Consider the following 22,763-nt stretch of genomic DNA (forward strand, 5'->3'; position numbering starts at 1 on the left):
GCAAAAATCAAAAAATGCGGATCCGCTCGGGACCCGCATTCCAATAATCAAGATTGTTGGCTGTTCAAGCAGCTGTTACGCCGAGCCTGTTCCAATCATCGATCGCGAACCATTCGACCATCGTCGAGTAGGTGAGAAGCGGGTGCCTCTACTTGTGCGTATACATGTTTGAGTTACTGTAAGACATGTTACTGAAATACTATAGCATAGCCTATTCAGGAATGTCAAGCGTCGACGACGAAGCTGCCTCGAAGCTCATTAAACCTGTTTGCTCTGCACTTCTTCCAAGCGAAGTACGCGCGTATGCTGCGTGTGGCTCCATTGCTTGTTGTTCTGCGTGAAGAACGCGTAGCATGTAATCGGCAGCCAGGAAAGCTGGAAGAACACCATCGAGAACAGATGTGCATACATCTTCCCTGAGCGAATGCCTTCTAGCATCATAACGAGCGGGAACATGATTACGGTAGCCGCAATCGCAACACCTGCTACCCAATACGGCATGTAGTAGTAGATGGATGAAAAAGCATTCTTAGCCGGGATGATATTGTCCATCCACAGCAGCGCAGTAACCAGGAAGCCGATAAAGGTGTTGTACACCGAGATGGAGTACAGCGCCGCATCGAACTTCACGAAGCTGCGTTCTTTAATACTTGCCCATAGCAGCGGGAAGAAATAACTGCGAGCTACGGTAAAGTGACCTTGCATCCAGCGCAGACGCTGTCTGGAAGAAGCTTTGAAGCTAAGCGGCTTCTCGTCGTACACTTTGGCATCGTAATTCAAGACCGGATGAATGCCGCGTTTCACGCAGCGCATCGAGAACTCCAAGTCCTCAACGAGACTTGTCGCACCCCAGCCCATTTCCTTCATGAGCGCGGTATCAAAGCACATGCCCGTGCCGCCAAGATAGTTGGCCATGTTCAAGTTTCTGCGGGACAGCTGCCACAACCGGTTGCAATACCAGTATGTGATCGCATAAGACGCCGTAACCCACGAATCCGTCGGGTTCTTAGTATCCAAGTAGCCTTGGATGACCTTGTGGCCTTCGCATAAATCATTGTTCATATGAATCAAGAAGTCATTGCCGACGAGGTTATCTGCGTCGAACATCACGATGGCATCATACTGACGGGGCATCGCCCACAATTCCTTCAGCATCCATTCGATCGCATGGCCTTTGCCGCGCAGATGCGGGTTCTTACGCTCGCATGCTTGCACGCCATAGCTGCGGACGATCTCTGCCGTGTTGTCCGTGCAGTTGTCGCAAATGACGAAGATATCGTAAAGTTCCTTCGGATAATCCAGCTTTTTTAAATTTTCAACAAGCGCTCCGACTACCTGTGCTTCATTGTGTGCAGCGACCAGAACGGCAAAGGATTTCTGAGGTGCATGCTTCACTTCCTTACGTTTCCTTACAATACCGAACAGGGAAATACTGAATTGATACACGCCGACAAAAGCCAAAAAGATTTGAAACATAATAATGATTGTATTAACCATTATTTTTTACTACCCCCTTGAGACCCCATTTTTATATTCTCTCTAGTTTTGTTTGATCTCGCTGTCAGTGAATCGCGGCAGTTCTTTTTGTTTTATTCCGCAACCCTACTGATTTTCCACACAATGTGTCCTTTTGTCAAAAGTAGAAAATGTCGCTTAACCGCCAAGAAGTCGAAGAAAAGCGCTTGCATTGGGTGCTGACAGTACTGATCCCTTGTTTTCGTCCGTCTCACCCTTATTTTCAGCCATTTACGATAAAAACATGTTTCTTTTTCAATAAACGTATTGAACTGGCAAAGGTTTCAAGTAAATTATCCCCTAGTGTGACGATTTGTTGAACTCGGGACTTCGCTTTCCGCTTGCCGGAACCTCATAAGAAGCTCATCGAAGATGGCATCCCATGATTGTCTTAGGCTATGTGCCAAACCCCTCGCTGTGAAACGCTTGCGCAGCTCCGGGTTTCGGTACATGCGTTCCAGCGCTGCACTGAAGGCGTTCACGTTGCCGGCCTCGCACCTCAACCCGCTCCACTCGTGGACGACCGTATCCACCACACCTCCCGTATCTGCACAGATGACAGGCGTACCGCAAGCCATCGCTTCCAATACGACATTGCCGAAGGTTTCGGTAGGTGACGGAAACAGCATAACATCCGCTGCCGCGTACCATTGTTGAAGCGCCGGCATCGCAGTAAATCCAAGAAAGCAGGTCGAAATCCCTTCTCGGACAGCTTGCTGCTTCAAGGTATTCATGGATGGACCGTCGCCGGCTATTACGAAAACGGCGTCTTTGCATACCTCTCGTTGAAACTTTGCAAATGCGGCAATCGCACAATCCACGTTTTTTTCAGGAGCCAGTCTGCCTACATAAAGCACGATGAAGCGGTCCTTCGGAATTCCATACTGCGCCAGCAGCGCGGCTTTATCCACATTGGGATGAAAGCTCTTCGTATCCATTCCTCGCGTCCAAACGGCTAGACGATGCTCATCCCACCCCCGTTCCTTCAGCTCAAGAAGCGTCGATGCGGAGGGTACGAAAATGAACCTGCACTCCTGGTGAAACCATTCCATATACCTCCATAACATCTTAACCATCCAACGGGTATTGTAAAACGCCAAATAGCGGTCAAAATGTGTATGATAGGATGCAACCAGCGGGATTCGGTGTTTATGCGCATAATGAATGCCGCAAAGCCCAAGATTGAACGGGGTCGCAACATGAATAAGTGTAGGCCTGAACGCTTGCAAGGTGCGATTGATATGAATCGGATTTGGCAATGCCAGGCGGCATTCGGGATAGAGGAAGAAGGGCATGCTGGCAAACCGGGTAACCATGGGCTCAGGTTCTTCATGCGCGGCGGCAGCAGGCTGAGGAGCGAAAACAAGACATGGAATATCGCGGCGGCGCAGGTATTGCTCCCACCGTTCAAGCGTTCGGGCCACTCCGTTGACCTCAGGGGTGAACGTATCCGTAAATAAAGCAAGACGCATCGGTCATCGCCTCCATCCGCTAGTACCGCCTGAATGCGCGGCAAGCTTGTGGAGCCAGTTTACACGAGTTGTATTTCCAGTGTATTTGTGGAAAATGAAGACTACGTGAAGAATGAAGCTGATGACGCTTGTACATTCCTCTGATTATAAAGAAGCATTAAATTTACTTCATAATCGGTTATTTATTCGTTAATACGGCAGAAACAATTCCAACCTATACTTGATTTGCAGGTGGCAAGTGATCGGTGGCTTGAAGCTGATGAATGGGCGTGACATTTGCATACAACCAGGAGGGGATTCATGTGGTTAATGTCGTGTTCTGGGCTTTAACACAGGAGCAGCGCTTATTATTATGGGCAAATCGCAGGTCGGCGCACCGAACTGTCAACCGCTTGTTAGGAGGATGGCTCGGGACGATTACCCATGCAGGCGGGGCAACGTTCACGTTACTGACTGCTTTGCTTTGCGGATTGTCCGCGCCTGGCGTATGGGGTACCGTCGGCTGGCAAGCTTTCGCAGCCACCATTATCAGTCATATCCCCGTTGCCATCATGAAACGCAAGTTCAGCAGGCTCCGCCCTTATCAAGCACTCAGCAGTGTGCATGTATGCAAAAAACCGCTGCGCGACTCCTCGTTTCCTTCGGGTCACACAACGGCTATATTCGCTTGGCTCTTGCCTTGGCTCGTGGCGGATACCGCTATGCTGCCGATCATTCTTCCGGCTGCAATCATCCTCGGTGTGTCCGTTGGCTGGTCAAGAATGTATCTCGGTCTCCATTACCCTTCCGATATTGCGGCAGGTGCGGTAATTGGTTCGTCTGTTTCGTTGTCCGTATCCGCAGCTTGGTCACTCTTCTGAGCAGCGGCCAGCTTAGCCTCTCTATGAGCCGCAATCGCCTTCTCGCCGATCACGACTTCGACGCGGTGAATATTGTTGCCCTTCTCGACGAACTTCGCTTCATATTCCGTCAGCACAAGATCATCACGCAGCGTTTCTTTGTGAAGATGCAGAGAAATATTACGCATATGCAGTTCCATATCCGCGAAGCTGTTAAGCGAGAATTCGAATAGCAGCTGCGAGTCGGTCTTAAAGTGGATTTCGCCGTATTCGTTTAGAATCTCCATATACTTCTTGACGAAGCGCGGGTGCGTCAGTCTTCTGCGCCCGTGCTTTGCTTTGGGCCATGGATCGCTGAAATTCAAGTGGATGCGCTGAATTTCCCCGGGCGCAAACATCTCTTCAATGCCCTCAATATTCGCACGCAGCAGTGCCAAGTTCGGCGGCTGTGCAACGCCTTCCTTCTCCCATGCCAAACGCGCTTTATCGCTTGCACGGCGGATCAACTCGTCGTACATATCCACGCCGATGTAATTAATATGAGGATTCCGAACGCTCATATCGCTGATAAACCGCCCTTTTCCCATGCCAAGTTCCACATAAATCGGGTTATCGTTGCAGAAAAATTCGCGCCAGCGTCCTTTATGAGGCGCTGCATCCAGCACCACAAGCTCCGGCTGTGCTTCCAAGCTCTCCAATATTCCTTTTCTTCCTCTAAGACGCATATGATCTGATTCCTCCATTGTTAAATGGCTGCATGCTGTACAAGCATCCAGCGCTACTATCCCATATTGTGCCCGAATTCCGCATCACTTGTAAAGTCTGCGCAAATGCAAGCTGCGCCGGTTTCCGTGCATATAAAAAGCCGAGTGCGCAGTTAGCGCCTTCGGCTGAAGTTGTTTCTGGTGCGAATAGCTTGGTTTAGTTCAACATTTGGTTCTGAGCGGTCTCTTGCGACTCCAAAATGTCATGCAGTTTTTTCCGGGCGGAAACCTCAACATTATGATTACCGTAAAAACGGATACCTGCGAGCGACATCAATTCTTTTCTCGTTAATTCAACCGTAACTTTCTCGTCACCATGTGGAATTTTAACTTGTGAATCCATTCCTCATCACCTCAACTTGATTATTTTCAAGCGAATTTCCAGAAAATCGACCTGCTATGACAAGTGGTTGGAAGAGGGTTAAATGTAGTGTTTTTGCTGTTCTGTCGCACTTTTAATATAACACTTCATGTTAGGTTTAGCAAGCCCTTTTCTAATCTTTTTTACAGCATTGCGACTATTTTGAAACCGCTTTTTTGCTTCTAGTGAAGGGCAATCGTGTCACCCGTTACTGCCTCAGCGTAGCGTTTTGTCTCTTTTTTCGTTATGATTGGGGATATAAAGTTTATTAAAAGCAAGAGGAGCCTACCCATGAAAGTGCAAATTCAGCCGGATGCCGACTCCCTACAGCCTAGCCTGTGGAGCGACAAAAGGTTTCATACATGGAACTACGAAATGCGAGAGCAATTCGGGAGCAAAGTATTCAAGGTCATGCTGGATGCCGGATTTACGTGTCCGAATCGGGACGGGAAGATTGCGACCGGCGGCTGTACCTTCTGCAGCGCGAGAGGCTCGGGTGATTTTGCGGGCAGCCGCAGAGACGACCTGGTCACCCAATTCAATAAGATCCGAGATTTGCAGCATCAGAAATGGCCGGAAGCGCAGTATATCGGGTATTTCCAAGCGTATACGAATACGTATGCGCCGGTTGAAGAGCTGCGGGAATATTACGAAGCCATTCTCGTTCAGCCCGGCGTCGTCGGCTTGTCCATTGCAACACGGCCGGACTGTTTGCCGGATGACGTTGTCGATTATTTGGCCGAGCTGAATGAGCGGACTTATTTGTGGGTCGAGATGGGACTCCAAACGATCCATGAGTCCACTTCCACCTTGATTAACCGCGCTCACGATACAGCCTGCTACGAAGATGCGGTTAAGCGTCTTCGGGCGCGCGGCATTCGCGTTTGCGCGCATATTATTTATGGCCTGCCTCAGGAAACGCATGAAATGATGCTTGATACCGGCAGAGCTGTTGCCGCCATGGATGTGCAGGGGATCAAAATTCACCTGCTGCATCTGATGCGCAAGACGCCAATGGTCAAGCAATATGAAGCAGGCCTGCTCCGCTTCCTAGATCAAGATGAATATGTGAAGCTCATCGTCGATACGCTGGAGCTGCTTCCACCGGAGATGATCGTTCACCGGCTTACGGGCGACGCGCCTCGCGATCTGCTGATCGGTCCGATGTGGAGTCTGAAGAAATGGGAAGTGCTCAACGCGATCGACCGCGAGCTGACTACGCGCAACACTTGGCAAGGCCGCTTGTGGGAGGCGCAGTAGGATGGGCTTCCTGAGCGTACTCAGCATGGCTCACAAGCTCGTGAAGGAACGAGTGTCACCCGGCGACATCGTCATAGACGCCACCTGCGGCAACGGCGTTGACACGCTGTTCCTGGCGGAACTCGTTGGCTCACGCGGGGCCGTCTATGCTTTCGACATCCAGGAGGAAGCGCTGGAGCGAACGCGGCAGCGATTGAACGACAGTGCGGCAGATGCGGCGCTTCACCTCGTGCATGCGAGTCATGCCGATATGGTGGCGCATATCCCTGCAGAGGCGTGCGGGAAGGCAGCCGCGGTAATGTTTAACCTCGGCTATCTGCCCGGCGCGGATCAGTCCGTCATTACGACGCCTGATGGAACGCTCGCCGCTCTGGAGGCCGCTCTTACGGTCCTTCGGCCTTCCGGTATCTTGACCGTTGTTCTTTATCCCGGTCACCCCGGCGGCGCCGAGGAAGCCGATGCTGCCGTGCAATGGGCTTCCGCGCTGCCTCAGTCGGTAGCGCAAACGATCCTGTATCGTATGGCGCAGAAACCTGAGGCACCTTATTTGCTTGCAATCGAGAAACGATAGTGTAATCATCGTGGTGGGACAAGCCGGCTTCTTGAGGAAAACCTGATTAGCTAAATTATGAGGAGGTCATTATTCATGGCAGTTCGTAAACTTGAGCATGTAGGCATCATGGTATCCGATTTGGAGAAATCGATCGCATTCTATACCGAGATTGTTGGTTTGAAGTACCTGTACACGTTGAAGCATTCCAACAACGTCATCCGCCTTGCTTTCCTTTCCGGCACAGATGGCGGGGAGTCCGAAGTCGAGCTGATCGAAGGTTACAACGGTCAATTGTCAGATGAAGGACGCACGCATCATGTGGCATTCACGGTCGACGATGTGGATGCAGAATTTAAACGCATCACGGATCTTGGCGTCCCGCTTAAAGATACCGAAATTACAATGTTGCCTAATGGCGCTCGTTATTTCTTCTTCTACGGCCCGGACGGCGAGTTCCTAGAAATGTTCCAGCCTGCTGCACAACCACAAGCCTTATTGTAATTTGAGGAAACCAGGAAGTTTAGACAGAGGAGTGATTGAATTGACACAGACTTACCCGTTGCAATTTAAACCCGAAATGAAAGAAAGAATCTGGGGAGGCCGCGCACTGGAGCAATTCGGCCTTGAGCTGCCGGAAGGCGCCATCGGCGAAGGCTGGATGATCGGCGATCATCCGAACGGCACGACCAAAGTCATGAACGGCGCGCTCGCCGGACTTGGACTGGACGACATTCGCGAGAAATACGGTCGCGAATATTTCGGTACGAAAGGCTACGCCGAGAATGGCCGTTTCCCGCTTCTGATCAAGCTGCTGGATTGCAATGACGATCTATCCATTCAAGTGCATCCTACCGATGCTTACGAGGGACTTCCCGAAGGCGAGCTTGGCAAAACCGAAATGTGGTACATATTGGCTGCAGAGCCCGGCGCTAAAATCATCTACGGCCTCAAAGAAGGCGTTGACCGCACTGCCCTCGCAGCTGCAATCGAAGAAGGCCGCGTTATGGATTGCCTGCAAGAAGTACCGGTCGAAGCCGGAGATGCGTTCTATATTCCAGCCGGCACGGTTCACGCGCTGTGCGCAGGCGTTGTAGTCGCTGAAATTCAACAAAACTCCGACACTACTTACCGGGTGTTTGACTACAATCGCCCGGGTCTGGACGGCAAGCTTCGTGAGCTGCACGTGGAAGACTCCCTCAATGTTACCGCTTATGAAGGCGCTGGCGCGAGCCGCATGAAGACCGATGCGATCGGCGACAATGAATGGCTCACGATTGCAGAGTCCCCTTATTTTGTCGTTGAGAAAGGTCTTGTACGCGCTCCTTGGAAGCTGACAACGACACCTGAATCATTTGTCATTCTCGTGATTGCAGAAGGAACAGGCTCGCTAAGCTGGGATGGCGGCACACAAGCCGTCAAAGCCGGCGAATGCTTCCTGCTCCCTGCAAGCCTTGGCGGCTACGAGCTGGACGGCAGCATGACCGTTCTGCGCAGCGTAACGCCTTAATACGAACGAAGAAGAGGCTGGCTCTCGAATCATCGACTGAGATGATGGCGAGAACCAGCCTCTTTGTTTACCTCACACTTTAATCACAAACGGAACAACAAGCACTTTCCCCTGATACTGAAATTGTCCCCATAGCTTATACAAGCCTGCTTTGGGAAACTGAGTATGGAACATGACGCTTGAACTCGATCCCGAGCTCATCCCGCTTACGGCATGCACATGCAAATACTGCGTAGCGCTCTCATCCAATATGACGCAATGTCCCGCTGTTCCAAGAAAGGGCTCCAGCTTAATCGGCTTGCCGGTAGCGGCATCCTTCAACGTAAAGTTCAGCATCGCCATTTCCCCTGCCTTTATCTCCTGCACGTCAGGCATAGCTGTGAGAGTAACCTCTACACCGGCGACAACCGTTTGCATAGACTCGCTAACCGTAAGCTTCTCACTTGCCGGCTCCTCACCGCCAACCGTGATCCATTTCTTATATACCGTGAGCCCGACGTCATCCGGCATAAATTCCGATATAAGCAGAAACCGACCGCCATGCGGAAAGCTCAGCTTTACTTTGAACTTCCCCTGGCCCTCATGAACCGGATGCACATGCGAGAATGTGGATAAGTCAGCGCTAACTACGATCAGATGCATCAGCTTCGTCATATCTTCTGTAAATCGCTCGACCGGTACACCTGATGGATCAAGCACCTGCAGCTCTAATCCGATCTCTCGCCCGCTCTGGGCGGACTTCTCCTCCTCTTCGGCTACGATCACTTTATATCCCCGGTCAGATACGTTAGTCATTTGATCCTGCTGCAGATAATGAAGCAGACCTCTCGTCGGCGGATCAATCTCCACGTTGCGAAGCGGTTTGCCTGAGCAGCCTCCCAACAGAAGCACTACGAAACCTGCAATTACCAGACATCTTAGTCTCAACCTCTTGTGCTGCATCCGACTTTTATCCTTTCCCCTTGGAAGCAGACAGGAAATGAACGCCCAGTGAAAGTAAGGTCGCCTCTACAATCGAGCCTGACCATAGCTCTGCCGACCATCCGATGCCATCCACAGCATTCATGTACCCGAAATAAAAGCCCCACAGCGCAATCGGCAGTGCCCCTGCGATTATTCGCTGAGCCCATATTCTGCCTTCGCCAGCCTTCAAATATCGGTAAAGCAGATCACCCAGCAGACCTGCGGCACCTGCCATAATAATAGACTGGTAGTACACGAACCCGTCCAGTACATTCATCATCGTCGTAATGATCGCAAACAGCAGCGTTATGGTGCCGAATGGCAGCTGCCACCGTTTCATTAGCAGAAACACCGGATACATATAGATAAGCGTATCCAGCAAAATGTATGTAAGACCGCGCATCTCGTTACTTTCAGCAACAATCCCATTACTGAAGTGGCTTACATACCAATCAACCACAGAGGCCGACGGCAAATTGTACCGGAACGCCCAGGCATACATGAGGAAGAAGCTGACGGCGCCGACTGTAATGACCAGGGATAGGAAAGCAGGCGCGAACTCCACCCAACTGGGTTTTGTCATTTTCTCATTATGCCAGCTGGCCCGAAACGGACTCGATAATATCAATAAACCGCCTAACAGCAGCATCAGATGTGACGGACTCAGCAGCGCTGCCGTGTTTTGCTCAATGCCGAACACAACATGCCAATACATATCGAACAGTCCGCCGAGCAGGAAGATCACAACGCCGATTAGACCGAGCCCATATCCGACAGGCGCTGCTTTCGTCCAAGGCAAGCCGGTAGTCCGCTTGGATCGGTACAGCAGCCAGCACATCCACATCGCTGAAACCATAAAACCCGAATAAAGAATCGCATGCCACTTTGTAAAGAACGTTTCGACGACCCCGTGATTATGGGCATATCCATCCACAAAGATACCGCCGATCAGCCAGATGCCAAATACAATCGTCCAATACTCTTTCGCCGTGCTCACTCGTACTACGCGTGTATTCATAGCCTGAATCGGAACTGCTTGCATGGCGCGTCCCTCCGGGATTGTCATTTTGCAAAGGCTGTAAACGCCTTCACATTCTTGTCTTATTGTACTATGCCGGTTTGTATTTCCACTACCTGGCTGGCTAAAAAAAGAAAGCTGCCGATTAAACGAGGCCGTTGAAAAAGTTCAACTAATGAAAGACACAGACTTTCAATTGCCGTAGCCAAGGGTTTATATAGCAGTTTATTCGGCTTCCTCCTTGAGTTGTATTAACTACACGACAAACCGAAGCCTGCCGAGAAAAAAAGCAATTAACGTGTATAACATGCATTTGAAATACGGAAAACCAGCTATATTCACTTAAAAAAACGTATGAAGTGTACGAAGTACACGTCATACGTCATTTGACACCAGAAAGCAGCTAATGTGTTGTACGCCTTACATCTCATTTTCGAGCCGTGTGACAGATGATCCCTCGAAGCTCATCACTTTGGCAACCAGAGAGCAATGTCGCAAAAAAATCGCTACGATCGCTAGAAAACCTAAGTTCTTCGGTGGCCTCGATTAAAAGGCAGTCTCCTCTTGCTTCTTCCAAACGCCTCTTCGCTCCAGCAGCGCAACAATGGCCGCAGCAGCAAATATCGTTAATAGACAGACGAGCGGATAACCATAGCGTCCGAAGGTAATAAATGGTAGATGAATGAACCAATAGTAGAGAAAGGGCAGCAGCACCGGCAAAATCAGCTTCAACCGTCTGCGGATGCCAAGTACGACGAGTCCCGCAAAACCAGCGAGCACGTACAGCCAGTGCACCACGTTGATCGCCGGTCTAGGCAAGCCCGGTACCGGCTTGGAGTAGAAGGGGCTCTCGAAGAGCTGGATGGACTTCCCGACCGTAAACCAGTACGCATAATCGAACGGGTGATGCTTGAAGCCATAAGCAATGACACGCTGCGCGGCCAGCTTCTCCGCACTGTCGCTGCCCACGAACAGCTTCTGGTCCTTGTATTCCGGATATTGCTCGAAGAACCCTTTTGGCGGATTGGCCCGTTTGATCAGCGCTCCTAGCAGCATGGGATTACCGGTGGATTTGGTGAATGGAATAAATTCATGAAAGTCGACGTAGTTGCGAACCCACCATGGTGAGAGCAGCAGCATGCTGCAAACGCCAACGATAGCCGTATATTTAAATATATCCTTCCAGTTGTAACGCTGCACCAGCCAGATAATCAGCAAGCAGATCGGTATCAGTGCACATTGCGGTTTGACGTAACAGGCGAGCCCCAGCATGATGCCAACAAACACATAGGCAGATGCCTTCCGACGCTTCAGCGCATAAATAATGCTGCAAATCAGCAACAAAAAGAGCAGTTTAAACGTCGATTCCGTTAGAATCGCACCAGAGGCAAACAAGTTCGGCACATAAAGCGCATCGAGCAGCACAGCCACAACCGCGACGCGCCTGCCCAGCATTTCGCGAGCGATGATGAAGATGAGATAAACCGAGGCCGCCTGCATCAAGCACTGGAGCAAACGGAAGCCCATTACAGCAGCATCGCGATCCAGAAACGACAGAAATCCGCTGAGCACAACCGGAACCACCGGCATGATGTAGTTGGTCGGGTTCATTCCGCTGTTATAAACAAGCGTATGATGCTCGAGCAGCACTTGCGCGGCATGTACATATTTGACGTCATCATTGTTGCGTTTCTCATAGGAGCCAAGCAAGAAATGGTCGCCGAGCGACAAGACCGTAATCACATGGATGAGTAAAACAGCCGCCATTAGAATCCAAACGAACTTCCGCATCCGGGACGTTTCGGACCGTAGTGAAAACAAAGCATAACTCCCTTTCCATTTAACTGGTATTCTATAAAGAACCGTTTTCTATTATACTATAAAAGATTTGTTGAAAAGCAAGCCGCGCAAGTAGAAGGATGGGAAAGAAGGTAATACGAGATGCAGCAGCAACGGAGCAGCGATATATTGGTCATTATTCCTGCCTATAACGAAGAAGATACTCTTGCCCGCACCGTGCAGGAGCTCAAACGTCACACACCTTATGATTTTGTCGTCATCGATGATGGCTCTAAGGACCGCACGCCTGAGATCATTCGCGAAGAGGGCTATCCTTCCCTTCGCCACGCCGTGAATCTCGGAATTGGCGGCTCGATGCAAAGCGGCTACAAGTATGCAGACCGAGGCGGTTATAAATATGCGATTCAACTGGACGCGGACGGGCAGCATCGTCCTGCGGATATTGAGAAGCTTGTGAACGAAATTACTAGTCATGACTATGACATGGTTATCGGCTCGCGTTTTGTAGAAGCAAGCAGCTACAAGGGAAGCCTCTCCCGCCGACTCGGAATATTCTACTTTCACTGGTTGATTCGGATGCTGACAGGCGTGCCGGTCTACGACCCGACATCCGGCTTCCGCATCGTCGGACGCCGAGCGATCGAGCTGTTCTCTCGCACCTACCCGACGGATTATCCGGAGGTCGAAGTGCTCGTCAGCTTGTCCAAGCGAGGCTACAAGCTCAAAGAGATCAGTGTCGAGATGCGCAACCGTCAAGGCGGCTCCTCCTCCATCAACTGGTCCAAATCGATCTATTATATGATGAAGGTTACGATGTTCTCGCTCATTCGTAAAAGCTTCTCTTAAACGAAAGGATCTCCCCTAGATGAATCAGCTTGTTGCTATTCTCATTACGTTGTTTTTCCTCGGGCTTATCGTATCGTTCACGGTAACCCATAAATTAAAGGATCGCTACGCGTTTCTCTGGCTGATCACCGCCATTGCCGGCGTTCTGGCCGCGGCTTGCATCCCGCTGCTCAACCGGTTTGCCTTGTGGATCGGCATCGCCTACATGCCTACCTTCGTGTTTCTGGTCACCATCATCTTCATCCTTGCGCTGCTCGTGCGGCAGACGATGAGCTTGTCGAACCAGTCGGAGAAAATGAAGACGTTGACGCAGGAATTCGCCGTCATGGAGAAGAAGCTGCTCGATCTTCAGAAGACAATGGAAGGACGTGAGACCCTGTGAACCTGGTCCAATTCCTTCTCATTCTCGCCAATACGCTCATGCTTGTAAGCGGACAATTTCTATGGAAATACGGACTCATGCAGCGCGCTAAGCCATTCGAATCGCTGCGCACGATTGTGGAGCTCATGTTCTCGCCCTATATTATGGGCGGATTGTTCATCTATGGCTGCGCAACGGTGTTGTGGCTGTTTATCGTATCGAAGGTCGACCTCAGCTTGGCTTATCCCATCCAGAGTCTGGCCTACATCATCTCCATCATCGGCGCTTATTACCTGTTCGGAGAATCATTGTCCGCACTCAAAATCATCGGCTGTCTGCTCATTCTTGCAGGCGTCGCATGCATCGGCTTGTCAGCTCGTTATGCGTAGCAACTAAAAAGCACGGTAAAGCTCAGGAGCGATTGGCTCCTGCAGACTTTACCGTGCTTTACTTGTTTAAACACCGCGGTGTTTTAGTTCTGCTCGTTCTCGCCGATTCCGCAGGCGTCATCGGTGCAAACACCCGTGCTGCCGGTCGAAGAAGGATCAAGAATGATCAGCGGCTTCTCTTCTTCCCAGCCCTTCTGCAGAACATCGAGGAACACGTCACTTTGCAGCGCCCCGGCTACCGCGTATTTGCGGTTGATCACGAAGAACGGTACACCATTCGCGCCAAGCATGGTTGCTTCGCTGGACTCTGCTTGCACTTCGGCCATGAACGCATCGCCGCCCAGCATCGTCTCCACTTCATCCGGGTTCAAGCCGGCTTCAGCCGCGATCTCGCGGAGCGTATCCATTTCGGCAATATGCTTGGAATCGGTGAAATACGCCTTGAACAGCAGCTCCGCTACCTCCGTCCGTTTGCCGTGCATGCCTGCAAAATGAATCAAACGATGCGCATCAAGCGAATTCGCCGGAATCGCATGCTCAAAGTTGAACGTAAGCCCCTGCGCTGCAGCTTGCTGCACCAAATTCTCATGAAGCTGGATGGAACGCTCACGGCTTACACCGTATTTGTCCGCTACCAATCCATACACATCATGCTTCGGATATTTCTCCGCATTCGGGTCCAGCTGGAAGCTGCGATAGACGACCTCCACCTGATCTTTATGCTCGAACTGATCCAGCCCCTTCTCGAAGAGACGCTTGCCGATATAACAAAACGGACACGCAATGTCCGACCAAATTTCAACTTTCATCTTCACTTCACTCCTTCATCTGATAAGCCCATTATAGCCGCTTTGTCAGGTGTAGGACAACGTTTGGGCCAGATTCGAGGCATGAATCTCCATCGCAAGCTGCCGGTCCGGAAACCCTCTCTGAAGCAGCTTAAGCCCTCCCGATGCGCAAGAAATATGATGGCAGAATCGGTAGAATCGTAATCTCTGCTCATCCAAGTCGTCTCTGGACAGATACTGTTCGTAATTCGGGAAGCGAAATTGTAGGAAGCTATGCTCGTATTCCAAATCGAAGAACTCCGCTCCTTCAATATCGATGAAGTACGGTTCCAAGCTCTCATTCAGCAAAATATGATCCGGCCCCAATTCACTGTGGATGAGGCTATACTCCGCACGTGGAACGATTGTACAGCGCATGCCTTCCAACACGTCCAGCAGCCTCTCGTGCTGCTGCGCAACCCGGCTTACCTCACCTGCAAGGAAATCAAGTTGAATGATCGCATTATCGTATATCCCTGTCTCACAAGGCTTCGAATATCGATCGGCTGGGTGCCACACCTTTCCCCAAGATGACCGCTTTATCTGGTGCAAGCTGCGCAGCAGTTCATTGCACTTGCCAAACACCTGATCCCGAAGCGCCTCAGACGGATGCTCCAGATAAGGGAGTAAGTCGCCGCCGGACACATATTCAACAAGGGCAAAGTCAAACGGATATTTCTCCTGTGACGAATCCATGGCATACAAAGCGGGAGTCCGTACGCCTTGTTCGATCAAATATTGATTGTTACGACGGAAGAGCTCAGCTCCGAACGAGCCTTGCTCCCCATTCGCATAATTAGCCGCCACCTCTTCTTCAAAGTAATTTTGCTTTAAATCCCATATGTAGAACATGAGCTTAAAACCATTCTGGGCTTGGACAAGGTATACAGTCTTCTGTGCCCCGCCATGCAGCCGCTTTGCCTTCACCGCTGTAAATCCGTTTCCAAGTGCCTCCCGCATACATGCAGTCAACTCACTAAGCTCAATCGGACAACGCTCGCTCATCCTCAACAGCTCCCTCAGACCATATTGCGATTCCTTCAAAATGTACCGAAAAAACGGTCAAAAATATAGACTGTTTCGGAGCCGGATGTTATGATGTTGAGTGAGTTCTTTGTAAATTTAGCGACTGATTCGGATATATAAAAAAGCCTTGGAGGCATGCCTCCAAGGCTTTTATTTATTGGTTAGCGACGCAGGATATCTTCGATGCTCGCCAGCTCTTCGCTCGTAAATGACAGGTTGTTCAGCGCTGCAACGTTGTCTTCGATTTGGCTGACGCGGCTTGCGCCGATCAGGGCCGAAGTGACGCGTCCGCCGCGAAGCACCCATGCCAGCGACATCTGAGCCAGCGACTGACCGCGCTCTGCCGCAATGGCATTGAGCTTCTGCAGCTGTGCTACACGCTCCGGTGACACTGCGCTTTCGCTCAGGAAGCCTGTTGCGCTTGCCGCGCGCGAATCGCTTGGGATCCCGTTCAAATATTTGTTCGTCAGCAGACCTTGTGCCAGCGGACAGAACGCGATGCTGCCAACGCCGTTCTCTTCCAGTACATCCTGCAAACCGTTCTCCACCCAGCGGTCGAACATGTTATAGCTTGGCTGGTGGATAACAAGCGGCGTGCCGAGCTGCTTCATGATTGCGATGGCTTCTGCCGTTTGCTCTGCACTGTAGCTGGAGATTCCGACATAAAGCGCTTTGCCGGAGCGAACCATGTGATCCAGCGCGCCCATTGTTTCTTCAAGCGGTGTTTCCGGATCCGGACGGTGCGAGTAGAAAATATCAACATACTCCAGGTTCATCCGTTTCAAGCTTTGCTCCAAGCTTGCAATCAGATATTTGCGGGAGCCCCACTCGCCGTATGGACCAGGCCACATATAGTAACCGGCTTTGGACGAGATGATCATCTCGTCACGGTACGGTTTAAAGTCCTTGAGCATCATTTGGCCGAACATTTCTTCTGCAGATCCTGCCGGAGGTCCGTAGTTGTTCGCCAAGTCAAAATGTGTAATACCTAAATCGAAAGCACGGTGAAGCATCGCACGGCCGTTCTCATACGTGTCTACGCCGCCGAAATTATGCCAAAGCCCTAACGAGATCGCAGGCAGTTTAAGGCCTGTACGTCCACAACGATTGTATTTCATCGTTGCATAACGCTCTTGATTAGCTGCATATACCATGTTCACTGCTCCTTAGTAATCCGGATTATATTAAACCTCTTAGAGTTTACACCATATGCCAACCCGGCTCAAGTTAAGCTCGAGGGAACCAGCGATAGAGTAAAGAATTCAGGAGACTTGGAATCTCCCTTGCCGCCTCCGCTGTAGATGACGACCAGCAGCGTTTCTTCTTCCGTCGAAACGACGCCTTCCTCCAAATACCGCTTCAATTGGAATGGCAGTCTCTCAATGACAGCATGTTTCTGAAGCTCTTTCTCGCCAAGCCCCAGCGCTGCAAAAGCTTCCGATACATCCTCCGGACGCTCAGCAAGACGCTGCATCCAGCCGCTCCACTCCGACTTCTCCATGCTGAAATCCCACCACACCTTGCGCGGCTTGTAGTTGTGATTCAAGAAGTAATCCAGCTTCATGAGGCCAAGCGCGACATCAAGCTGCCAAGTTGCCGATTCATCCTTCTTGTGGGCTTCCGTGAGAAACGCCCACAGCCGTGAGAATAGATCCTCGAGCTGGTGACCGATCTTCTGCCAGCCGCGGCCTTCCCAATAATCGCCGAACTGCTGGAAGAAGTCGAAGGCGGACGGGAATGCCCGCTCCACTAGATAAAGGAGCGTATGATCCATCCGATGCGCATTCCAATACTTCTCGAGCACGTCTTCTACTCGTTTGATCCGTACGATGTCTGAGAACGGCATGATGTCATTGCCGAGAATCTCGTAAGGCGCACGGTCCATATAGATATAACCGTGTTTCTCCGCGTCAAGGCGCATGCCCGTGCCCCGCAGCATCTTGAGGAAGCCAAGCTGTAGCTCTTCCGGACGCAGTTCAAACACGTCGTTGAACGTCTTGCGGAACGAATCGTAATTCTCATGCGGCAGGCCGGCAATCAAATCGAGATGCTGATCGATTTTGCCGCTTTCCTTGACCTTCATGACCGTTCGCGTCAGCTTCATGAAATTCTGGCGGCGCTGCACGGCTTCGTTCGTCAGATCATTCGTCGATTGAACGCCGATCTCGAAGCGGAAGATGCCCGGCGGCGCGTGCTCCGCTAAGTAATCCAGCACTTCCGGACGCATAATATCCGCCGTGATTTCAAACTGGAATACACAGCCGCCGTGATTTTCAATGAGAAAACGGAAAATCTCCAGCGCGTAATCTCGTTTAATATTAAAGGTACGGTCAACGAATTTGATCAGCTTCGCGCCGGCATTAATCAGGTAGAGCAGATCCGATTTGGTTCGCTCCATATCGAAGTAACGGACGCCGACCTCGATGCTCGACAAGCAGAATTGGCAGCTGAACGGGCAGCCTCGGCTGGTCTCGAAGTAGACAACGCGACTTGCCAGGCGAGGGACATCCTCCTCGAAACGGTGCGGCGAAGGCAGCGTAGCCAGATCAAGCTTCGGACGAGGTGGATTTACGATAATCTCCATACGGCCGTCTTGGTGCTCCTTGCGATAGGCAAGGCCAAACACCAGATGGAATTTGCGCGTATCCGCCAGCTCCGTGAGCAGGTGATGGAACGTCTCTTCGCCTTCCCCAACGACGATATAATCGACCTGAGGCAGACGCTCGAGCCAGAATGCGGTATCGTAGCTCACTTCCGGACCGCCAAGGACGATGCGGATTTCCGGTTTGATTTTGCGCAGCATGTCGATTACTGTAATCGTCTCTTCTATGTTCCAAATATAGCAGGAGAAACCCACAACATCCGGATTGCGGGCGAACAGGTCGGCGACGATATTCATCGCAGGGTCCTTAATCGTAAACTCCGCGATATCGATATCAAAATCCTTCTCCGCATAGGCTTTTATACAGCGCAGCGCGAGCGAGGTGTGTATATATTTAGCGTTTAAGGTGGAGAGCACTACTTTCATTGAACGTCATTCCTTCATTGGCTTGAATATGAATCTGGACTGGCCTAACTATCCCATTGTAACGAAAATCAACTTAAAAAAGAAGAGCAGCCCCTTGGGCTCGGCGGACGCTAACGCATCCTGCCTGGCTCAACCGGACTGCTCCATCCGCTATGCGCGGACGCTTACGAATACTTTATCTTTGCCTTGGTACGAAATAACCGGGAATTTCACGCGCCATTTGCCGTTGCCAAGCGCGGTTACTTCATCCTGCGCGAAGCCGCGCGGCTCGAAGCTGAACTCTTGATCATAATACACAAGCAGTTGGATCGTATCGTCCGGGAGCATGCGGCGCAGCTCATAACCGGTGTTCAGTGCCCATGTGCGCAACTCTTCACTGGACGCATGACCGTACTGCATATAGATCGCCGGATCGATTACGGCGCTTACGACGAGCCACCCTTGCGCATCCCGCTTCACGTCCACTTGACCGAGCTCCGTTGTGCCGCCTGTCGTTTGCAGCTCCGCGAATTGATCCTTAATCAGTTGCTTAATCGTATCGGTTGATTCCCCTACCAGTGTCGCCGGAAGAGTAGGAGGCAGGAATTCGATCTTCTTCGGCGGTGTTTCTTCCAAATCGTATTTCAGCATTAAGATATTCATAGAAGATACCGCGAAATTCAAATCAGCCTGCGTAGTATCAATACCCGCAGACGTAATCCCGATCAACTCGCCGTAATCATTGAACAAACCGCCGCCGGAACTGCCGTGATCGATTGGCACGCTGATTTGATAATATTGTGCGCCATCAAAGGTAATGTTGCTGATTACGCCGTCAGAGATCGTATTCTGCAGACCCAGCGGACTGCCGATCGCAACGACATGATCGCCTTTGGATGCGCCGACTCCGATATCAACGGGGTCCACCTTCAGCGCGGTCTTCGTCTTCACGATAGCGAGATCGTAATTCTCGTTATACCCGACTACGCCTTGGATTTCCAGTTCTGTGCCATTCAGAAGCAGCGCGCTTCCTTTGGTCGCATCCGCTATGACATGATAATTGGTCAGAATTTCATCTTTGCCAATGACAACGCCACTGCCTTGCGCCGTGTCCGTCACGATCATGACGACCTTATTATCGTTCTTCGCGACGATTTGTTTGGTCGTCATAAGAACGGGATGTTTCTCTTGCTCAGCCAGATCCTTGGCATTCTGCTGCTTCTGTTCGATAGCCTCGGCTGACGTGATGCGAATCACGTGTTTCGCTGAATCGAACTGCACATCGGCTCCAAGCGCCTCTGCAATGAAACGAAGCGGCACCATTGTAGCGCCATTCAACTGCTGCGGTGCTTGCGTAAGCAGAATGGTCTTGCCATTCTTGACCGCTTTCTTATTGCCAAGCTGCAGGGATATCGTTGTACGTCCCTTAACAGCAATAATAGTCTTGGTCGTCGGTTCCCAGGTTACGCTTGCTCTTAACGCTGTAAAGATCACTCGCATAGGAACAAAAGTCGTCCCTTTCAATGTTAGCGGCGAGGGGCTGGTCGATAGCTTCTTCCCGTCTACGAAGACAGAAGTTGTTTGGTTATTCGATTTAGCAGCAGCCGTTGCGGAGGCATAGGCTGCCTGAGTTGGTGCTGCTGTGCCTGCTGTTGCGGCTTCAGCTGAATTCAGTTTCACGTTCATGGAAAGCGGTGCGAATACAAGTCCTGCGGATAAGACGGATAAGAGCCATTTTTGCTTCAATTTCATAGTCAGACTCACGCGTGTTTCCTCCAATAATCCCTAAATCTTACATCAAACCATCGTATCATTCACCCTCTATTTTGTCTATCAAATGCAGATTGCTAGATGCTAGAAAACCATGGGACAACTTGAAAAACTTATGCTACTGCTGCTTGAATTCCGTGGGCGTGAGCCCCGTCTCTTCTTTGAAATTCCGCGAAAAATAATGAACGCTCGCATAGCCGAGCCGCTCCGCAATAACCTCCATTTTGTCCCCGCTTAACAAGTAGTACTTGGCCTTGCGAATTCGCTCGGAGATGAGATACTGCTTGGGACTCTCCCCGGTGCATTTGCGAAATAACGAAGAGAAATAGATCACATGGTAACCGCATAGCGCAGCGAGCTCGGCGACGCTCCAGTTCTTCTCCGGTTCCTTATTCATGGCATGAAGAGCCGGATCGATCTTGCGCTGCTCCTGCGACTTCGGCCGTTTCGTCAGCTGGTTCCGCACAATAGTCGCCAGCAGCTCTGTCATGAGAGCGCGCATCACAATCGTGTAGCCGGGCTGTTCGTTTAAGTACTCTTTTACAATCCGCATCAGTATCGGTTCAAGACCTGGTATCGTGAAAAAAGGCGGCAGCTCCAGCCCCTCTTGGCCTGCAATGTCGAGTTTATAGCTGCTTCTCCTGCTCGCTAGAAGTGTCTCCTCACTACAGCTCTCAATTGAAAAAGCGGGATGCACGGGCTCAAGTGTCGATCCGCGGTAGGTGAAATGGATGCCGATAAAGACGACCTCACTGGAAATGGTCAATTTATGTGGACAATGAGGGCCATAGAGCGCGCTGTCTCCCGGTCCCAGGATGCAGCGTTCAGATCCGATACACACTTCGGCTTCTCCTGAGAGGATGTAGAATAGCTGGTAATCCGGGATGATTCGAGGTCCGAATACCATCTGTGGCTCTGCTAGGGCATGGCTTGCGAAATTTACGGTAGGCAGCAGCTCTTCGATCGCTCCGATTACATATTCGGGATGTGGCAGCGACAAGTGGGCTCAACTCCTTCATCACAATAGTTGAAACAATAGTTGAAACAATATTAGAAAAGTGCAAAGCCCTCTTGTGTATGTGTAAATACACCGCTTTCAATCTGCTATATGCTTAGCACATAGCAGTTCAGGCAAAGCAAACTAACTAGGGGTCAGGGAGGAATTATACTATGTTAAGTCAAGCACAGATTGAGGAATTTGAAAACAACGGGTTTCTGAAAGGCGACGTCGTGCTCAGCGATTCGGAGGTTGAGGCGCTGCGTGAAGAATTGGATAAAGTCATGAATGGTGAATCCGTGACGAAGCCGGTTCTGAACCACAATATGCTCTCATCGGACTCCCCTTACGACAATATGAAAATGATCGCGAGCGAGAAAGTCGTTCAAATCGTGAATATTTGGCTCGCAAGTGATCGATTCTTGCAGCATGCCGCTCATCCGGTCATCTGCGAGGAGGTTGCACAACTGTCGCACACCAACTCGCTGCGGATCTGGCATGATCAAATTCAGTATAAGCCTCCGGTAACCGGCGGACCGACTGCTTGGCATCAGGATCATCCGCTGTGGCCGATCATCCAGCCTGCTGATCTTGTGAGTGCTTGGGTCGCGCTTGATGATGCCGTCATCGAGAACGGCTGTATGTGGATGGTGCCGGGCAGTCACAAGTGGGGCAACCACCAGCGCTACCTCTCGAGCACGAAGGAATTCAAGCCGTTCCACAAGCGTCCGGAGATGCTGCCCAACAACGCCGTCGTCGAAGCGGTGCCGTTCGAAATCAAGAAAGGCCAAGTGGGCTACCACCACTGCCTGACTTGGCACGGCAGCCCGCATAATCGCTCCGACATGAAACGCCGCGCTATCGCGGTTCATTATATGCCGGGCCATACCCGCTACGAGCCTGTAGGCGAGCACGTCATGCTCTCTTATGTGAACGTCCAGCCGGGCGAGCTGCTGGTCGGGGAGCATTTTCCGGAGGTGTACCGGAGGCAAGGGGTACAGGTGTAAGTGATTGGAGCCGAGGCGCGCTTGCGCCTCGGTTTTTTGTTTAGGCGGTGGCGGTGGCGAAGGGCCGGTGCTCGTAAGAGTCGCGGTTGGGGACTCTCAGTTTCCGTACCGGAACGGGAGTTATGGGGTTAGTTTAGAAGCTGAGAGTCGGGTTTGGCGTCTCTCAGCTTTATTTTCTCTTGGTTTTGGCGGTGAGAGTCGCGTTTGGCGACTCTCAGTTACCGGAACGGTAGATATGGGGGTTAGTTTGGAGGTTGAGAATCGGTTTTCCTACTCTCAGCCTTATTTTCTCTTGGTTTTGGAGGTGAGAGTCGCATTTGGCGACGCGTTTGGCGTCTCTCAGCTGCTGGAACGGTAGTTATGGGGCTAGTTTAGAGGCTGAGAGTCGGTTTTTCCTACTCTCAGCCTAATTTTTTCATGGTTTTTGAGGTGAGAGTCGCGTTTGGCGACTCTCAGTTACCGGAACGGTTGTTATGGGGTT

At 51.0% G+C, this 22,763-nt stretch carries 22 protein-coding genes; 9 read left to right on the plus strand and 13 right to left on the minus strand.

Annotation, left to right across the window (positions count from 1 at the left end; translation table 11 throughout):
- Positions 1 to 258 precede the first annotated feature (258 nt).
- A complete protein-coding gene (locus BLW29_RS06440) occupies positions 259 to 1,497 on the minus strand; it encodes a glycosyltransferase family 2 protein (protein ID WP_090977448.1) in 1,239 nt (412 codons plus the stop codon).
- A gap of 311 nt (positions 1,498 to 1,808) precedes the next feature.
- Positions 1,809 to 2,987, minus strand: coding sequence for a glycosyltransferase family 4 protein (locus BLW29_RS06445; protein ID WP_090977450.1), 1,179 nt, complete (start codon positions 2,985 to 2,987; stop codon positions 1,809 to 1,811).
- A 302-nt stretch (positions 2,988 to 3,289) separates the two neighbouring features.
- Between BLW29_RS06445 and BLW29_RS06450 the strand changes: the two genes are divergently transcribed.
- Positions 3,290 to 3,847: a phosphatase PAP2 family protein gene (locus BLW29_RS06450; protein ID WP_256208405.1), complete on the plus strand. Its 558-nt coding sequence runs from the start codon at positions 3,290 to 3,292 to the stop codon at positions 3,845 to 3,847.
- Here the strand turns inward: BLW29_RS06450 and trmB are convergent.
- Positions 3,766 to 4,551 (minus strand): tRNA (guanosine(46)-N7)-methyltransferase TrmB, encoded by a 786-nt coding sequence (gene trmB / locus BLW29_RS06455; RefSeq protein WP_090977454.1) that lies wholly within the window; start codon positions 4,549 to 4,551, stop codon positions 3,766 to 3,768. The two genes, BLW29_RS06450 and trmB, sit on opposite strands and share 82 nt — an antisense overlap.
- A gap of 196 nt (positions 4,552 to 4,747) precedes the next feature.
- The gene (locus BLW29_RS06460; protein WP_090977456.1) at positions 4,748 to 4,933 is read right to left on the minus strand and encodes a hypothetical protein; all 186 of its coding nucleotides are present in this window, start codon (positions 4,931 to 4,933) and stop codon (positions 4,748 to 4,750) included.
- 309 nt (positions 4,934 to 5,242) lie between these two features.
- Between BLW29_RS06460 and BLW29_RS06465 the strand changes: the two genes are divergently transcribed.
- From BLW29_RS06465 to BLW29_RS06480, 4 genes are all read left to right on the plus strand, one after another.
- Positions 5,243 to 6,211, plus strand: a complete 969-nt coding sequence (locus tag BLW29_RS06465; protein ID WP_090977459.1) for a tRNA modification radical SAM protein MnmL/YtqA — start codon at positions 5,243 to 5,245, stop codon at positions 6,209 to 6,211.
- A gap of 1 nt (position 6,212) precedes the next feature.
- The gene (locus tag BLW29_RS06470) at positions 6,213 to 6,782 is read left to right on the plus strand and encodes a tRNA 5-(aminomethyl)-2-thiouridylate-methyltransferase MnmM (RefSeq protein WP_090977460.1); all 570 of its coding nucleotides are present in this window, start codon (positions 6,213 to 6,215) and stop codon (positions 6,780 to 6,782) included.
- A gap of 75 nt (positions 6,783 to 6,857) precedes the next feature.
- The gene (locus BLW29_RS06475; RefSeq protein ID WP_090977462.1) at positions 6,858 to 7,265 is read left to right on the plus strand and encodes a VOC family protein; all 408 of its coding nucleotides are present in this window, start codon (positions 6,858 to 6,860) and stop codon (positions 7,263 to 7,265) included.
- A 40-nt stretch (positions 7,266 to 7,305) separates the two neighbouring features.
- The gene (locus BLW29_RS06480; RefSeq protein ID WP_090977464.1) at positions 7,306 to 8,271 is read left to right on the plus strand and encodes a type I phosphomannose isomerase catalytic subunit; all 966 of its coding nucleotides are present in this window, start codon (positions 7,306 to 7,308) and stop codon (positions 8,269 to 8,271) included.
- A 72-nt stretch (positions 8,272 to 8,343) separates the two neighbouring features.
- Here the strand turns inward: BLW29_RS06480 and BLW29_RS06485 are convergent, their stop codons facing one another.
- From BLW29_RS06485 to BLW29_RS06495, 3 genes are all read right to left on the minus strand, one after another.
- Positions 8,344 to 9,162: a hypothetical protein gene (locus tag BLW29_RS06485; protein ID WP_090977466.1), complete on the minus strand. Its 819-nt coding sequence runs from the start codon at positions 9,160 to 9,162 to the stop codon at positions 8,344 to 8,346.
- A 58-nt stretch (positions 9,163 to 9,220) separates the two neighbouring features.
- Positions 9,221 to 10,276 carry a hypothetical protein gene (locus tag BLW29_RS06490; RefSeq protein ID WP_090977468.1) on the minus strand — a complete coding sequence of 352 codons (1,056 nt, stop codon included), beginning with the start codon at positions 10,274 to 10,276 and terminating at the stop codon, positions 9,221 to 9,223.
- A 522-nt stretch (positions 10,277 to 10,798) separates the two neighbouring features.
- Positions 10,799 to 12,073 (minus strand): glycosyltransferase family 39 protein, encoded by a 1,275-nt coding sequence (locus BLW29_RS06495; protein WP_090977470.1) that lies wholly within the window; start codon positions 12,071 to 12,073, stop codon positions 10,799 to 10,801.
- 120 nt (positions 12,074 to 12,193) lie between these two features.
- On the opposite strand from BLW29_RS06495, the gene BLW29_RS06500 reads away from it, so the two are divergent.
- Genes BLW29_RS06500 through BLW29_RS06510 form a run of 3 tightly spaced genes read left to right on the plus strand, consistent with a single transcriptional unit; the run spans position 12,194 to position 13,648 of the window.
- Entirely contained in the window at positions 12,194 to 12,898 is a 705-nt protein-coding gene (locus BLW29_RS06500) for a glycosyltransferase family 2 protein (RefSeq protein ID WP_090977472.1), read from the plus strand.
- Between the two features lie 19 nt (positions 12,899 to 12,917).
- The gene (locus tag BLW29_RS06505; RefSeq protein WP_090977474.1) at positions 12,918 to 13,280 is read left to right on the plus strand and encodes a DUF2304 domain-containing protein; all 363 of its coding nucleotides are present in this window, start codon (positions 12,918 to 12,920) and stop codon (positions 13,278 to 13,280) included.
- The gene (locus tag BLW29_RS06510; protein WP_177186508.1) at positions 13,277 to 13,648 is read left to right on the plus strand and encodes an EamA family transporter; all 372 of its coding nucleotides are present in this window, start codon (positions 13,277 to 13,279) and stop codon (positions 13,646 to 13,648) included. Before BLW29_RS06505 ends, BLW29_RS06510 begins: the two co-directional genes overlap by 4 nt.
- Before the next feature lie 83 nt (positions 13,649 to 13,731).
- Here BLW29_RS06510 and BLW29_RS06515 read toward each other — a convergent pair whose 3' ends face one another.
- From BLW29_RS06515 to BLW29_RS06540, 6 genes are all read right to left on the minus strand, one after another.
- Positions 13,732 to 14,457 (minus strand): DsbA family oxidoreductase, encoded by a 726-nt coding sequence (locus BLW29_RS06515; protein ID WP_090977476.1) that lies wholly within the window; start codon positions 14,455 to 14,457, stop codon positions 13,732 to 13,734.
- Between the two features lie 45 nt (positions 14,458 to 14,502).
- Positions 14,503 to 15,480 (minus strand): phosphotransferase family protein, encoded by a 978-nt coding sequence (locus tag BLW29_RS06520; RefSeq protein ID WP_090977478.1) that lies wholly within the window; start codon positions 15,478 to 15,480, stop codon positions 14,503 to 14,505.
- A gap of 182 nt (positions 15,481 to 15,662) precedes the next feature.
- Complete coding sequence (mgrA, locus tag BLW29_RS06525) at positions 15,663 to 16,655, minus strand: L-glyceraldehyde 3-phosphate reductase (RefSeq protein ID WP_090977480.1); 993 nt, start codon at positions 16,653 to 16,655, stop codon at positions 15,663 to 15,665.
- A 68-nt stretch (positions 16,656 to 16,723) separates the two neighbouring features.
- Positions 16,724 to 18,529 carry a B12-binding domain-containing radical SAM protein gene (locus tag BLW29_RS06530; protein WP_090977484.1) on the minus strand — a complete coding sequence of 602 codons (1,806 nt, stop codon included), beginning with the start codon at positions 18,527 to 18,529 and terminating at the stop codon, positions 16,724 to 16,726.
- 150 nt (positions 18,530 to 18,679) lie between these two features.
- A complete protein-coding gene (locus BLW29_RS06535) occupies positions 18,680 to 20,272 on the minus strand; it encodes a stalk domain-containing protein (protein ID WP_090977486.1) in 1,593 nt (530 codons plus the stop codon).
- 124 nt (positions 20,273 to 20,396) lie between these two features.
- Positions 20,397 to 21,278, minus strand: a complete 882-nt coding sequence (locus tag BLW29_RS06540) for an AraC family transcriptional regulator (protein ID WP_090977488.1) — start codon at positions 21,276 to 21,278, stop codon at positions 20,397 to 20,399.
- A gap of 170 nt (positions 21,279 to 21,448) precedes the next feature.
- On the opposite strand from BLW29_RS06540, the gene BLW29_RS06545 reads away from it, so the two are divergent.
- Entirely contained in the window at positions 21,449 to 22,282 is an 834-nt protein-coding gene (locus BLW29_RS06545) for a phytanoyl-CoA dioxygenase family protein (protein WP_090977490.1), read from the plus strand.
- The last annotated feature ends 481 nt before the right edge of the window (positions 22,283 to 22,763 follow it).

It is taken from the genome of Paenibacillus sp. CF384 (genome assembly GCF_900106745.1).
Classification (GTDB): domain Bacteria; phylum Bacillota; class Bacilli; order Paenibacillales; family Paenibacillaceae; genus Paenibacillus_Z.